Genomic DNA, 14,724 nt, shown 5'->3' with positions numbered 1-14,724 from the left:
CCGCCCGGCTCAGCCAGCGATGGTAAACACCGAACCCGAATCCACGCGCACGCCGGCCCCGTTGATGAAGCTTGCGCGCTCCGAACAGAGAAACGCCACTACCGAGGCCACTTCTTCCGGGCGGCCACGTCGCTTGAGCACCATGCCGGGACGCTCCTCGTCCAGGAACGAGGAGATCGCGTCTTCGACGCTGGTTCCCTTTTCCTGCGCGCGTTTTTGCATCATCTTGTCGGTCATCGGCGTTGCGATGAAGGCAGGCGACACCGTATTGACCAACACATTGTCGCCGCCATAGGCCTTGGATAGCCCCTTGGCCAGGCTGAGGATGCCGGCCTTGGAAGCGCAGTAGGCCAGTTCATCGACGTACGGCTGCACCGCATCTTCGGAGGCGAACAACACGATCCGCCCCCACTGTTTGCGACGCATGGCGGGAATGGCCTGGCGGCACATGCGCACCGCGCCCATCAGGTTGATGTCCAGCGTTTCGAGCCAGCCGGCATCGCTGACCTCCAGGAAATCGCCGGTGGCGCCGGTGACGCCGGCCGCATTGATGTAGATGTCCGGCTCGCCCAGCTGTTCGCGCACCTGCGTCCAGATGGCGGTGACGTCCTGTTCGCGCGTCACGTCGCCTTCGAGGGCGATGATCTCTCCCAGGCTGGACAACTCGGCGATCGCTTGGCCGAGTGTGCCATCGGGAAGATCGGTGATCGCCACGCGGACGCCTGCTTCGAGCAGCTGGCGCGCGGTCTCCTTGCCCATGCCGGAGTCGCCGCCGCTGATGAGGGCGATGCGCTGGTTGATTCCGAGATCCATGGTGAGCTCCTGGTGGTTGAAGGATGTGGCGGCGGGCACGCCGCTAGCGCGCGAGGAACCGTTCTGCGGTACGCAGCCCGAGCGCCATTTGCGTCAGCGCCGGATTGGCCGCCAATGCGCTGGGAAAGATCGAGTTGTCGCACACGTAGAGGTTCGGCACATCGAAGGCGCGGCCGTCGGGATCGACCACGGCCTGCGCGGGATCGGTGCCCATCCGGCAGGTGCCCAGGGTGTGCGCCGAGCGCGCGGCTGCGAAGACGTTGCGGGCGCCAGCGGCGCGCCAGATGCCCTGCAGCGTGGCGCGCGCGTGGGCATCGATGGCCTGCTCGTTCGGTCCGTAGCTGAAATCGATACGCGCCTTGCGCTGCCCGAATGCGTCCTGCTCGTCGGACAGCGTCAGCCGGTTGCGATCCTGCGGCAGGCATTCGCCATTGATGCCGATACCGGCCAGACGGTTATAGCGCTGCATGGTGGCGACCAGCTCCCTGCCCCACAGGCCGGCGCCGCGTGCCAGCGTGTTGGCCAGCGTGACCGGCTGCACGCCCAGGCTCTGCACCAGATAGCCGCCGATGAAATCGGCATCGGCCGGGCGCAGCATGTCCTCGGTCATCAGCGAGGACGGGTATCCCCGGTTCATGCGCATGTCGGCGTCGAATTCGCCCCACACCTGGGTGGCTACATGGGCCATGAAATTCCGCCCGACCTGCCCGCTGGAATTGGCCAACGCCAGGTTGAGCAACAGGCGCGGCGTCTCTACCCCGCCCGCACACAGGAAGACATTGCTGCATTGCTGGCGATGCTCTTGGCCGTGCTGGCGATAGATCACTGCGGTCAGCGCACCGCGGCCATCGCGTTCCAGATCGACCACGCGGCTGTCGCTGCGCAGTTGCGCGCCATGCGCGTTGGCGAGCGGAAGCCAGGTGGTATCGACACTGACCTTGGCCGCGTTGCTGCAGCCCTGGTGACAGGCGCCACAATTGTTACAGGCCGCGCGCAGGCCCCAGTGCGGCTGTTGGTGAGGGCGGCTGACCAGTGCAGCGGGCGCATCGGTCGCACTGATACCGAGTGCGCGGCAGCCGCGCTCCATGGCCACTGCCGACGCGTTGCGTTGTGGCGGTGGATACGCGTAGCTCCGCTCCGGATCCCACGGATAATGCGCGGGACCGGAGACGCCGATAAAGGCTTCGACGCGACGGATGTAGGACAGCAATTCCTGGTGCGGGATCGGCCAGTCGGCGCCTTGGCCGGTCTGGGTGAACAGCGTGAGATCGCGCGGGTCCGGGCGTGGGCAGAACGCGCCCCAATGCAGCGTGGAGCCGCCAAGCCCGGATCCTGAATTATTTGGCCCGAACGCGGTCGGTGTCTGTCCACCGCTCAGGCGCTCGTCCATCCAGTAGATGCCGGTGGTCAATTCGTCGGGGATGTGGGACTGCGGCGTGAACGCCGCGCCCGCCTCCAGCACGACCACCGAAACGCCGGCCTGCGCCAGCCGCGCCGCCAGGGGGCCACCGCCAGCACCGCTGCCGATCACGACTGCATCGACACAATCCTGCTTACCGGCAGCCTGCGTACCAGCGGCCTGCATGCCAGCAGCCTTCATCGGTCGGCCCCGCAGGCGTGGAGTTGCCAGGGTTCGTGCCGATCCGCAGCGGTCTCTTCGTAGCCCAGGCTTTCGGTGCCGACACGGCCTACCGCAAACCCGTCGTAGCCCAGCGCAGCCATCGTGGCGGGAAGACTGGTCCAGATGCGCACAGCCTTGGCACGCACGTCCTCGAACCAGTGTGCCAGCTGGGTGGCATCCAGACCATGCGCCGAGGTGTCGCCTGTCGCCGCGTGCGCAATCTCCTGCAGCCAGCGTTCCTGGGCAGCGACGGCCTGTTCGGCAAAGCCGCCGGCCAGCGCATCGAGCACCTCCAATCCCAGCGGTACTGCCAGGCGATCTGCCGGCAGATCCGCATGCCGCCAGCCATCGCCTGCGCCTTCTGCCAGCTGCACATCGATGCGCCGCGCAATCTGCCGCGCGTCGCCTTCGCCATCCAGCACGCGTGCGACCACTGCTGCCAGCACCTCTAGCTGGCGCTGGTTCAACACGCCGTCGGCCGTGGCAGGCGGGCCCGCATGCCGTGCGAGCAGCGTCTTGCGCATGCGCGGCATGACGCGCCCGGAATTCAGCAGCGCAATGAAGTCCTCGGGCAGGCAGTGCGGCCTGCAGTGCTCCACATGCGCCGCGATCAACCGCGCCAGCTGCTGCGGCTGCTCGTACGGGATCAGGTGCGCGGCATCGGCCACAACGGCCAGCTGCGCCTGCGCATAGTGCGGCGCATTCAAGCGCCGCTGCGCGGCCTCGCCCAGATCGCCATCCTGACCACCGGCCACGATCATCGCCGGCACGCCGATGCACGCGGCCTGCGCCGTGCAGTCTTCGCGACTGGCGCGTGCAAGCCATGCACTCCACGCACTGGGCGCGGTGCGCAGGACGTCGTTGATCGCTGTGTCCCTCAGCTCGTCTGGTAGCGTCGAGGCGCAATTGGCATCCACGAACTGCGCTGCCTCCGCATGCGTGGGCTGTCCCGATTCGAACCAGCCCAGCATGGTGCGGCGGCGCGATTCCTCCATGGGTTCTGGTGCCGGCGGCGATGCGGCAACGAGCACCACGCCCGCCAGCCCGGCCAGGCCTGCCACGCCATCGCGCGCGCGCGCCGCTGTCAACGTGGCGATCTTTCCGCCCATGCTGTGCCCGACCGCGAACCAGCATGCCGGTTGCCGCGCGATGATTGCAGCGCTGAACCAGTCGACCAGCGCGTGCGTATCGAAGTGCTCCAGCGCCGCCGCATCGCCGAAGCCGGGGATGTCCAGGGCAACACAGTCGAACTGGTCACCGAGCTGCGCGACGACACCGCTCCACTCATGCCGGCTGCCCCCGAGGGCATGCAGGAAAAACAGCGTTGGCTTGGCCATGTCGCACCTTGATCTGCGGGTTCGGCATGGTGGCGTACGCTTCGTCCACGTCTCGTGCAGATGAGGTCGAACGCCCGTGCGCCGCGCGTCGGTGTTGTTGCGCGTGATGCCATTGTTCAATCGCGGGCAGTCGCTCGCGGGAAGTCACAGGAATGTCCCGTCGCGGTTGCTTGCAAGGCTATGCCGCGACCATGAGACCGCGATGGCGACCAACGCCCATTCGGCGGGTTTTCCATGCAAGGGCTAACGCCGATCTCGCTCTTCCACAATCGGCACGCCTTGGTTACATCATCTCTTAGGCGGGCACAACGGGCCGTGCTTCCAGCTGCTTCAGGAAGTCGGAGAAGCCGCCAAGCGCGCGCGCGTGCCGGCGCGCACTGGTCCACACCACCGCGCGTGGCGACCAGGCGATGGACGCCTTGATCGCCTGCAGTGCGCGGACCAAGGCAACATCTTCGCTGCAGGTCAACGCAGGAAATCCGCCGCACTGTTGATACAGAGCGGTGCTCACGCCCAGGTTGGCGCCGTGAATGCGGCCATGGCCGTCGCCGGTTGCCTGGGTCTGTTCGAACCTGTGGCGCACCTCATCGGAATAGTCCAGCCAGTCCTCCACTTCCACCACGCCGCAGAACACCCCCGTGCCTGCGCGGCGTTGTTCCAGCAGCCAATCGGTGGGAACGCGCGAGTCGGCATCGGTCACGGCCAGCCAATCGGCACCTAGCGCAATGGCCTGGGATGCGGCTGCGGCGCGCGCGATGCCCACACCGCCGGGCGTGGGGACGTCGACCACGCGCGCGCCCAAGGCCAGCGCCAGCTCGGCGGTGGCATCCGTGCAGCGGTCCACTGCAACGATCACCTGCACCGGCTCATCCAGCTCCGGATGCGCTGCAGCACGGAAGACCGATGTCAGGCATGCGGCAATGCAGCCGGCCTCGTTGTGTGCGGGGATGATGACCGCAATCACCGCAAACCTTCCTGCTGTGCAACCGACAACGGTTGGCCCGTCCACGCTTCCAGCAGGAAATCGCTGTCTTCGTAGCGGTAACTCAAGGGCAAGGTGAGCAACCGGGCGATGCAGGCATGCACGGCGATGCCATCTTGCTGCGCCTGCTCGAACGGATGCTTCCAGTGGCAGGCCACCAGCAGCCCGTCTGGTGTGAGCGCCTCCTGCAGACGCACGATCAGCTCATCGAGTTCGACGGCGGCAAGGTAGTAGCCGATCTCGCTCAGTACGATCAGATCGAAGTTGCCAACCGGCCATTGCTGCGGATGGCAGGCCTGCACGATCTCGACAGTGCTGCGCTGGCCTACGCGCTGTTTGGCTTGTTCCACGGCAGCCGCAGACATGTCGGTTGCCAGCAAGCGTTCACAGCGGGCTGCCAGCCCGCGCGTCGCCTCGCCGTTGGAACATCCCAGTTCCCAGCCGCGGGCGAATCCCATGCGGGGCAAGGTTGCCAGCAGGATGTCGCGTTTGCGTGTCTCGTACCAACGCGTCCCGTAGCCAAAGGGATCTTGCTGCTGGTAGATGCTGTCGAAGTACTCGGCATTGGCCTGGGCATTCATGGGAGATAGACCTCGAAGTCGCGCCGAAACCGTGCCAGCGCCCAGTCCGGAAGAATGGGGCTGCGCAGCGCGGGCGTGACGTGACCGGTCTGCGTCCTGAACGCTGCCATCGCCTGCATCTTTGCAGCGTGAGCAGCGGACGGAAGCGCAAGCCGCGTCGCCGATGCCAGCATCTGGCTGTGGTCCGGGTTGTCCCAGTGCCATGCCCACACCGGAAACTGGATGAGCCGCGCCTGGCAGTGGGCAGCAGCATCGATCGCGGCATCGGCGCATGCTTCATGGTCGGGATGGCCATCGTGTGCATACGTCACCAGCACTGCGTCGCTTGGTTGCAGCAGCTCGGAAAGTTGCGCACCCAGGGCACTCACGCCCGCGCGAACCTGGCCATCTCCCGCGTCCAGCCTGACCACGCGGGAGGGATCGATCCCCAGGCATGCCAGCGCATCGCGCAATTCGTCGCGACGCGCAGCGGCCAGGCGTGCCGGCGGCCACGCATCTTCCTGCGGATAGGCCGCTTCGCCGTCGGTGACGGAGACGATCAGCACCTGTCGTCCCGATGCGACCGCCATCGCAAGCAGCCCGCCACAGCCCAGCACTTCGTCGTCCGGATGTGGAGAGACCACTACCACGCGGCTGGTGTCGCCAAGCAATTGCTCGATGCTGGTGGTGGGCAGTTCGATCAGTTGGCGCGATGCCTGCCAGCGCACCTCGGGAACGCCCTGCCCTTCGATATGCTCGCCTCTCACGGCAGCCATGGGTTGCCCTTGCGCGCATGCAGCTGTTCGCCCAGCCATTGCTCGTCCTTCTCGCCATGGGATTGGCGGATGAAGGCAGCCAGGTCTGCGCATCGTTGCGCATGTTCGGCGTCGCAGCACAGCGAAGCAGGCCCCAACGCCAGTGCGGCACGTTCGATCACGTCCCGGCAGATGCGGTCCATCAGGCTACGCAGCCGCACGACCGCGAACTGATGGCTCTCGGTAGGCGCGCTGTCGATCGCATCTGCCAGGTCCTGCAGCATCAGCCGCGCCGCTGTCAGCTGTTCGTCGATCGCACCAAGGTGCGCTGCAGAAAACGGGTTGTTCGCCACTCTTGGCGAACGACGCACCTGCTCGGCGATGGCTGTGGCGGCGCCATACCAGCACGCCGCAATGCCTGCCCCGCCATGCCAGAATCCCGGCCGCTGCAGATAGAACGCCGGTTCGCCCAACAGGGCCGCAGGGGCATGCGTGAAATGGCCACTACCGGTAGTCACGCCGACCATGCCCGGGCCATGCCACTGGCTTGCATCGAGGGCAAAGTGACCCTTCGCCAATGTCACTGCTGCAAGCGGATGCTGTTGGCCGCTGCGCACCGTCACCAATGCATGTGTCACGACATCCAGCTCTGCACTACACCACGGCTTGATGCCGGAGACAGTGCATGAGCCTGCTTCGTATGTTGCGGTGTCCTGCGGACCGCCGGCAGCCCATACGGCCCAGATTTCCCCGGTTGACGGCGCTGGCTGCCCGGCTTCTGAAAAGATCGACAGGGCGTCGTAATGGGCCTCCAGCACCTTGGCTAGCGGCAGGCTTTCAGCGCCCAGCCTGCTCAGTGCCTGCCACCGCTCGCGCGTCTGCCCTGCTCCGGGATGCGGAAGCTGCGGTGTCGCGCGCACATACTCTCGCACACGCTGCGCAAGCGCTGGATTGAGCGGTATTGCAGATGAGTCCGGCGGACGATCAGGAGCGAAGGATGTTTGAGACATACGCCAATCTAGGTGCTGATTCGTCAACCTGGGGTGAGCTGATACGCACCTCTTGAACACATCGATACGACGTTGCGTTGACCCAATTCCATACGCCTCGCCACGCCACCTGGTAGCAAGTTATGACAGCGGCAGCCCACCTTGTCAGCGCGTCGGCGTAGCACATGTTTAGCGCGCAGGCGATGGTGCGTTATCTACAAACAGGCTTTTCAAATGGCTTGTAGGCACGCAAGAAGGCGCACAACACGCGGCCGATCGTCAGGCAAGCGTCTGCTGAGCGCAGCAACGCGACAGACCTGGATGCAGATGCGCGGCGGGACGTCGTGCAGGGCTTCCATCGCAAGGAACGCATCGAACACTCAAGGCGTCAATCAAAGACATGACCGCCCATCGCTCAGTGGTACACACGACCAGGCAACGCGTGCGTCATGCGGGATAGCTGGCTGTGACGCAACGGCCGGCGACAGCGCCTCCTTCCCGCAGTCTCCACTGCCGCCAAGCAGCCACCTTCTTGGCTGCTTGGCATCATCGGTGCGCGGCAGCTGTTCCTCGCGCGCTTTGATCGGCCGGCTGCGCTACTCTCGCCACCCACACGCCGGCCGCGGTCTGTTGCCCCCTCTGCACAAGAGTGTTCGTGACCTATCTTTCGCTGTTCGCACTGTCGTTGATCGCTGCCACCCTGCTGCCCGCGCAGTCGGAAGCGGTATTGGCGGCGCTGTTGCTGGACGGCGGCTCGGTCGCCGGGCTCGTGGCCGTCGCCAGCCTCGGCAACGTGCTGGGCTCGTTGATCAATTGGTGGATCGGGCGCGAGGCGCTGCGTTTCCAGCGCCGGCGCTGGTTTCCGGTCACGCCACGCGCCCTGCAGCGTGCCCAGCGCTGGTACGCGAAGTACGGCAGGTGGTCGCTGCTAGTGAGCTGGATGCCGATCATCGGCGACCCGCTCACCTTGGCCGCCGGGGTGATGCGCGAGCCGCTACGCATTTTTCTGCCATTGGTGGCGATCGCCAAGACCGCACGTTACCTGGTGGTTGCAGCGGGAACGCTGGCGCTCATTCCCTGAGCCTGGAAGCAGCGTGCAGGCTGCCTGGAGGCCGCGCCGCCGCCGATACGCACGGCCGCTTAACGCAGCGCGCCTATGCTGTCGGCGCGCCGCAGGCCTCACGCGGCGCACAGGACGCTGCACATTGGACATCGCAAAGGAGATCGTATGAAGAAGCTGCATAGCATGCTGCTCGCTGGATGCCTGCTTGGCCTCAGCCCCCTGGCCTCTGCCGAGGTTGCCAACCTGACCAATAGCGCCGATGGCGCCAACCGCGAGGCCGGCATCACCGCGGTCAAGAAGAAGCTGCAGGAAGCCTGCGAGTCGCGCAAGGGCAAGGTGGACATGGCCTCGTTCGAGGTGGTGTTCGAAAAGACCAGCACCAATCCGGATGTGCCCAAACCCTATTACGTGGATGGCAAGATCAAGTGCGATCTGCCCTGAGCCCCAGGCGGCAGCATCGCTGCCGTCTCGGTGGCTGAATCGTTGATCGAGAAGCCCCGCTCTGCGGGGTTTTTTTCGTGCCTGTAGCGCCTCGTTCGCGCTGCAGCGTCGCTCGTGCAACCGACGCAAGCGCCAGGCCGATGCAATCGCTGCGACAGGATCGCGCCGCGAAGCGGTCGTGGCGCCAACGCCACGACCGCTCGAATGGCACCTGCCCCCGCCGCTCAACGCATCGCTTGCGGCGGCGATGCTGGCGCGGTGTCGGGAGTGACACGCCAGATGATGTTGGCCAGGTCATCGGCCACGATCAGCGCGCCGCGCGGATCGACCGTGACGCCGACCGGGCGGCCGCGCGTCTTGCCATCCTCACCGTGGAAGCCGGAGACGAAGTCGATGGGGTCGCCCGCGGGCCGGCCGTCGCGGAACGGCACGAACACCACCTTGTAGCCCACCGGCGGATTGCGGTTCCAGCTACCGTGCTCGCCGACGAAGACGCCGTCTGCGAACTTCGCACCCATCACCGGCGCAGAGAAGGCAACGCCGAGTGCGGCCACATGCGAGCCCAAGGCGTAGTCCGGTGCGATCGCCGAGGCCACCTTCTGCGGATCCTGCGGCATGACCCGCGTGTCCACGTGCTTGCCCCAGTAACTGTAGGGCCAGCCGTAGAAGCCGCCTTCGCGCACCGAGGTCAGGTAGTCGGGCACCAGGTTCGGGCCGATCTCGTCGCGTTCGTTGACCACCGCCCACAGCGCGCCACTGCCGGGCTGGATGGCCAGCGCGGTTGGATTGCGCAGGCCGGTGGCATACGGCCTGTGCGCGCCGGTGGCCGCATCGACCTGCCAGACCTGCGCACGATCGATTTCGACATCCATGCCGCGTTCGGTGATGTTGCTGTTGGAGCCGATCGCCACATACAGGTAACGGCCGTCTGCACTGGCGGTGAGCGCCTTGGTCCAGTGATGGTTGATGGCCGACGGCAGGTCGGTCAGCTTGCTTGGCGCGCCGCTGGCCTTGGTCTGGCCGTCGCGGTAGTCGAAGCGCACCAGGGCATCCTGGTTGGCGACGTAAAGCGCATTGCCGATCAGCGCGAGCCCGTACGGCGCGTTGAGCTTGTCGGCGAAGACGGTCTTCAATTCATAGGTGCCGTCTCCGTCGGCGTCACGCAACAGGGTCAGGCGATTGCCGCTCTTGACCTGGGTGGTGCCCTTGGCCTTGATCGGGCCGGCAACGATGTCCTTGGGCTTGAGCTTGGGCGCAGAGCCGCCGCGGCCTTCGGCCACCAGGATGTCGCCATTCGGCAGCACCAGCGTCTGCCGCGGAATGGCCAGATCGCGCGCGATGGCGGTGATGCGGTACCCGGACGGCACGGTCGGGGTGCTGTTGCGCCACGTGGTGGGATCGGCGATGGTCATGTCCGGCAGCACGCCGCGGTCGGGTGCCGGCAAATTGGGCGTTGCGCCATGCTGGTTCAACTCGGGCGCCTGACCGCAGGCGGCCAGCGCGGCAGCGAGGATGGACACCGCAAGCACTCGGGATTGGCGGCTCATCGTGCACCTCCCAGACGCAGACCGGACAGCCCCGACCAGGCGGCAACCACCGCAAGCAGCGTTGCAATGCCCGACAGCACCAGCGCCGCCGGCATGATGGCCCAGGCGTCGCGTGCGTGATGCAGGGCATCGAAGAAACCCACTACCCAGGTGGCCACCAGCGCCAGCAGGTAGACCGGATTCCCGCTGCCGCGGACCAGCCCGATCACCGCGGCCAGCACTGCAAGGGTGGTCATCACCATCGCCCCGACCAGCAACCACGACGCGAAGTTGCTCCACTGGATCTGGTAGGAGCTCCAGTAGGCGTAGTCGCTGAGTAGCGTGCCCAGGAACAGGGGCCACACGCCGCCCAGGATGGCGGCGTGAAACGGATGGATGGCCCGCAAGCGGGCCGGGACAGCGGTTGCATTCATGGTGGACTCGTATGGCTGGGCAAGACGTAACGACGATGTTGCCAGCCTGCATGTGATGAGCAGGACGATATTGGCTGCACGTCTGGCCGTCGTGGCGAGCACCAGCGTAGACAGCGCATACCGATGAAACAGTCATGTCGAGACAAGCTGCTGGCCATGGCAATGTCGTCTCGGCAAGGCGAAGCAGTTCGCGTGGTTTTTGGTCGGGCCGCATGACGCAGCGGCCTTCGGTCGCACATTGCTGTCGCTGTCAGCGCTTGGAATCACGCGCATCGACGCCGGCTTTCCACGCAGCCTCAATGCATTGGCGGCGTTGATGCAGGTCATGGAGGCACGACGGCAGCGTGACATTGTCGACCCGCCCGGCGACTCGCCGGGCCCGGTGCCGACCGGCCAGGCATTGCTCGCACTGGGCACCGCCAATCAAACCCGCCTCGCAGGTGCACCGATGAGCGGGCCACCGTTCGAGTTTGCGCCGGCCATCGACCCGATCCCAAATAAGACGATCGCTTTTTATTCCGTGGAATTCGAATTCAGGTCGAATCGATAAATCGCCCTGACCAGCGCGCCGAATGAGGCGCAATTCTTTTCTCGCCAGTCGAATCGTCCTTGCTGGAATCTCTTTGTTCTAGCGCTGCGCCGTTTGAACTTAATCAAGCATCAGCCAGGTGCGTACGCTGGAGTCCGTTAGAGACGCTGAGCGGCGCCAGAATCCGCCAAAGCGGGTAGGTGGATCACCCACAGCGTGACGGAATCCCCCGATTACCTCGATCCTGCTGGCCCTTTAAGATCTACGCCGCATTTTGAATGTGATCCTTCATTGTCGCGCTCGCTCCAACGTTTTTCTGTATTTCGGGCTGCTAGGGGGCATCTAATTCGTTTTAGCTATGGAATAAATCGCCTTCGTCGATGGGTAGACATTCTGTCTGAATAGCAACTGTCCATTCAGATTTTAGAGCGATTGGCTAGCGCCGTTAAACACTCTCGCAAGCACACGAAACATTTCTCAGCCATGCGCCTTGATGACCGTATTGCGCGGATCAGCGGGGGCGGACCAGCAAAAGGCTGAAATGACCAATGTGCCAAACCACCGCCTGCGCCAGCAGCAATCGGCGCGGGAATCTTCTGCGCCATTGTCGGATCCAGCAGTGCGGCGCGCCTTCAATCAACGGAATCGACCAAGCCATGAATCGCTCGCTGCTCGCTACCACCATCGCATCCTGCCTCGTCCTGACCGCCTGCGGTGGCGGTGGGGGTGGCGGCAACGTCCGTAGCGAGCCGCCGCAGAGCACGGTGATTGCACCGGCCCCTACGCCGAGCACTCCGACGACTCCTACCCCTCCGACGACTCCAACCACGCCGGACACCACCTCCGACCCGCTGCCCAAGACTGCGCCGGTGCCGACGCCTGCACCTCCCCGCTACCAGGGCGTGGGTAGCAATCTGCTGGTGCCGATCAACGCCGATCTGGCGCAGCAGGCCGGTGCGCGGGGCCAGGGCGTCAAGCTTGCAGTGCTGGACGACAACCTGGTGCCAAGCTATGCACCGCTTGCCGGCAAGGTCGATGGGTTCACCGATTACACCGCCAGCCCGGGAACGCCGGAGTCTTCCTCCAACGCGCTGCGCGGCCATGGCACGATCGTCTCGGCGCTGGTGCTGGGTTCGGCCCAGGACGGATTTGCCGGCGGTGTGGCGCCGGATGCAGACCTGTTCTATGCACGCATCTGCGCAGAGAATTCCTGCGGTACCCAGCAGGCCCGCACCGCTGCGGTAGGCCTGGCGGCGGCCGGTGTGCGGATCGCCAACCTGTCGCTGGGCGCGTCGTACGCCGATGCCGCCAGCAGCGCGAATGCTGCGGCCGCCTGGCGGTTTGCGCTGACGCCGCTGGTGCAGGCGGATGCGCTGATCGTTGCCTCCACCGGCAACGAAGGCGCGGCGGAAGCCTCGTACCCGGCGGCCACGCCGGTGCAGGAAGCGAGCGTACGCAACAACTGGCTGGCCGTGGGCGCGATCGATGTCGATAGCTCCGGTAACCCCGCAGGCCTGACCAGTTATTCCAACCATTGCGGCGCAGCCGCGCAGTGGTGCCTGGTAGCGCCGGGCAGCTTCACCGCGCCGGCACTGGCCGGTACCGAATTGCAGGGCCAGGTCGCGGGCACCTCGTTCTCCACCGCTGCTGTCAGCGGCGTCGCCGCGCAGGTGCTGAGTGTGTACCCGTGGATGAGCGCGTCCAACCTGCAGCAGACCTTGCTGAGCACCGCCACCGACCTGGGCGACCCGGGCGTGGATGCACTGTACGGCTGGGGTTTGGTCAATGCCGCCAAGGCGATCAAGGGACCGGGCCAGTTCGCCAGCAACTGGTCGGCCAATGTGGGTGCAGGCTACGACAGCACCTTCAGCAACGATATTTCCGGCAGCGGCAGCCTGACCAAGAATGGTGCCGGCAAGCTCACCCTGAGCGGCAATAACAGCTACAGCGGCGGCACCACCATCATTGATGGCGTACTCGCGCTGTCCGGCAGCCTGCGCTCGGATCTGCTGGTGGCCAACTCGGCCACCTTCGAATCGCGCGGCGGTGTGATCAACGGCGGCTACAGCCTGGTCAACAACACAGGGACCACCGCCATCGAACTGGGCAAGGGCTTGACCGTCACCGGCCGGGCCAGTCTCAAGGGCAATCTGCTGCTATTGCCCGAAGCCGCTGGCTATCGCGTCGGCAGCACCGAAACCATCCTCAGGGCCGGCACGCTGCAAGGCAGCTTCGACCGCGTGCAATACGCCAACAATTTTTTCTGGACCGCGGCGCTTGCGTACGACCCGACCACGGTCACCGCAACGTTGACGCGGAATGCCTCGGCCGCCAGCGCGCAGGCCGCCGGCGCACCGCAGGCAGTGGTTGCAGGCGCCACCCAGGCCGATACCTTGGTCAAGGTGCTGGACACGCGCGTGGCCTCCGGCGACACCGCACATCTGGGCGGTCTGATCAGCGCCACCGGTTCGCTGCTGGCGGCCTCCGATGCACAGGTTGCCGCATCGCTGCCGACCCTGACCGGGCAGGTGCATGGCGTGGAGCGTACGCTGGGCTTCCAGTCGGCCCTCAACGATGCGCGGGTTGCCGCCGATCGCCTGCCCTACCTGGCCGATACCACCACCCTGACCACCTGGGTGCAGGGCAGCTACCTGGATGGCGACCTGAGCCGCAGCGGTTTTGCCTCGGCCGACTACACCCAGCAAGCCACCACCTTCGGCGTGGACCTGCCGCTGGGTCATGCCGGCACCATCGTCGGTGCGGCAGTGACCTCTGGCCAGGATCGCGCGCACATCGATGCCTCGGCCAGCCGTCTGCGCTCGGACCGTTATGCGATGACCGCGTATCTCTATCAGCCCATCGGCCAGGCCTACCTGTCAGGCATCGGCTCGTACGGCATGAGCACGGTGGACTCCGAGCGCACGGTACAGGCCGGCACTGTCGGCGAGCGCCTGCAGGATCGCCGCCACGACAGCAACTGGTCGCTGCGTGCAGAAGTCGGGCTGATGCCGCAGGCAGGGGTGTCGCCGTTCGTCGCTGCAGGTGTGGTCAGCCAGACCCAGGACGCGTTCAGCGAAGCCTCGGCGACCGGCCTGGGCCTGAGCGCCGGCAGCGACAGCCTGCGTGCCGGCTATGCCGAGGCGGGTGTGCGTGGCCATCTGACGCGCGGCAAGTGGGGCTTCGATGGGTTGCTCGCCTATCGCTCGCTGCTGGGCAATCCGAACGCCGACTTCACTGCGTGGTTCACCGGTCTGCCGGAAGCGCGCTTCACTGTCTCCGGCGCTCCGGTCACCAGGCAGGCGGCACGTGCTTCGGTCGGCGTGCGTTACCAGTTCAACGATGCGTTTTCCGTCTACGGCAACATGGGTGCAGAACGCGGGCGGTCGGACGCCGACAGCATCAATGCCAATGTCGGCCTGCGCTGGCAGTTCTGATCACGCCTGCGCCCGCAGGGTTGTCTCCGCTCCCGAGGCCAGGCGCGTTGATGCCGGCGCTCGAGCGAATCCCCCACTCTCGAATCCCGGATCCCGAAAGCGCCACGACCAACGATAACGTCCTCACTTCCCAAGGGCGCCTCCATCAACAGGCACACCCACCAGGCCCCGGCATGCCGGGGCCTGGTGGGTTCATCGCCAGCCATGCGCCACTGTCGGTGCAGCGCGATCAGTCCATCG

General features: G+C 65.7%; 13 protein-coding genes. 4 read left to right on the top strand and 9 right to left on the bottom strand.

The genetic code is table 11. The annotated features are described in order from the left end of the window. Window positions 1-9: 9 nt before the first annotated feature. The 7 genes from HG421_RS08610 to HG421_RS08580 form a co-directional block, all read right to left on the bottom strand. Window positions 10-813, bottom strand: coding sequence for an SDR family NAD(P)-dependent oxidoreductase (locus HG421_RS08610; protein ID WP_169706046.1), 804 nt, complete (start codon window positions 811-813; stop codon window positions 10-12). A 43-nt stretch (window positions 814-856) separates the two neighbouring features. After that, on the bottom strand, window positions 857-2,413 hold the full coding sequence (locus HG421_RS08605; protein ID WP_248279486.1) for a GMC family oxidoreductase: 1,557 nt from the start codon (window positions 2,411-2,413) through the stop codon (window positions 857-859). Next, window positions 2,410-3,771, bottom strand: coding sequence for an alpha/beta hydrolase (locus HG421_RS08600; protein ID WP_169706045.1), 1,362 nt, complete (start codon window positions 3,769-3,771; stop codon window positions 2,410-2,412). Before HG421_RS08600 ends, HG421_RS08605 begins: the two co-directional genes overlap by 4 nt. Window positions 3,772-4,066: 295 nt before the next feature. Continuing rightward, window positions 4,067-4,735, bottom strand: coding sequence for a glycosyltransferase (locus tag HG421_RS08595; RefSeq protein WP_169706044.1), 669 nt, complete (start codon window positions 4,733-4,735; stop codon window positions 4,067-4,069). After that, window positions 4,732-5,334: a class I SAM-dependent DNA methyltransferase gene (locus HG421_RS08590; protein ID WP_169706043.1), complete on the bottom strand. Its 603-nt coding sequence runs from the start codon at window positions 5,332-5,334 to the stop codon at window positions 4,732-4,734. Before HG421_RS08590 ends, HG421_RS08595 begins: the two co-directional genes overlap by 4 nt. Further along, complete coding sequence (locus HG421_RS08585; RefSeq protein ID WP_169706042.1) at window positions 5,331-6,089, bottom strand: PIG-L deacetylase family protein; 759 nt, start codon at window positions 6,087-6,089, stop codon at window positions 5,331-5,333. The genes HG421_RS08590 and HG421_RS08585 overlap by 4 nt, the downstream gene beginning before the upstream one ends. Further along, window positions 6,077-6,595 carry an acyl-CoA dehydrogenase family protein gene (locus HG421_RS08580; RefSeq protein WP_169708136.1) on the bottom strand — a complete coding sequence of 173 codons (519 nt, stop codon included), beginning with the start codon at window positions 6,593-6,595 and terminating at the stop codon, window positions 6,077-6,079. The genes HG421_RS08585 and HG421_RS08580 overlap by 13 nt, the downstream gene beginning before the upstream one ends. A 1,117-nt stretch (window positions 6,596-7,712) precedes the next feature. Here HG421_RS08580 and HG421_RS08575 point away from each other — a divergent pair. Beyond that, a complete protein-coding gene (locus HG421_RS08575) occupies window positions 7,713-8,138 on the top strand; it encodes a YqaA family protein (RefSeq protein ID WP_169706041.1) in 426 nt (141 codons plus the stop codon). A 147-nt stretch (window positions 8,139-8,285) separates the two neighbouring features. Further along, window positions 8,286-8,561 (top strand): hypothetical protein, encoded by a 276-nt coding sequence (locus HG421_RS08570; protein ID WP_169706040.1) that lies wholly within the window; start codon window positions 8,286-8,288, stop codon window positions 8,559-8,561. A 224-nt stretch (window positions 8,562-8,785) separates the two neighbouring features. Here the strand turns inward: HG421_RS08570 and HG421_RS08565 are convergent, their stop codons facing one another. Both HG421_RS08565 and HG421_RS08560 read right to left on the bottom strand, forming a co-directional pair. Next, complete coding sequence (locus tag HG421_RS08565; RefSeq protein WP_169706039.1) at window positions 8,786-10,108, bottom strand: PQQ-dependent sugar dehydrogenase; 1,323 nt, start codon at window positions 10,106-10,108, stop codon at window positions 8,786-8,788. Further along, window positions 10,105-10,521 (bottom strand): hypothetical protein, encoded by a 417-nt coding sequence (locus HG421_RS08560; protein WP_169706038.1) that lies wholly within the window; start codon window positions 10,519-10,521, stop codon window positions 10,105-10,107. Before HG421_RS08560 ends, HG421_RS08565 begins: the two co-directional genes overlap by 4 nt. A gap of 238 nt (window positions 10,522-10,759) precedes the next feature. Between HG421_RS08560 and HG421_RS08555 the strand changes: the two genes are divergently transcribed. Together HG421_RS08555 and HG421_RS08550 are read left to right on the top strand one after the other, a co-directional pair. Continuing rightward, window positions 10,760-11,071, top strand: coding sequence for a hypothetical protein (locus HG421_RS08555; protein WP_248279485.1), 312 nt, complete (start codon window positions 10,760-10,762; stop codon window positions 11,069-11,071). A gap of 635 nt (window positions 11,072-11,706) precedes the next feature. Next, window positions 11,707-14,484: a S8 family serine peptidase gene (locus HG421_RS08550; RefSeq protein ID WP_169706037.1), complete on the top strand. Its 2,778-nt coding sequence runs from the start codon at window positions 11,707-11,709 to the stop codon at window positions 14,482-14,484. Window positions 14,485-14,724: the final 240 nt, after the last annotated feature.

Source organism: Xanthomonas campestris pv. badrii (assembly GCF_012848175.1).
GTDB lineage: Bacteria > Pseudomonadota > Gammaproteobacteria > Xanthomonadales > Xanthomonadaceae > Xanthomonas > Xanthomonas campestris_C.
This window is presented reverse-complemented; position numbering and strand designations above follow the sequence as displayed.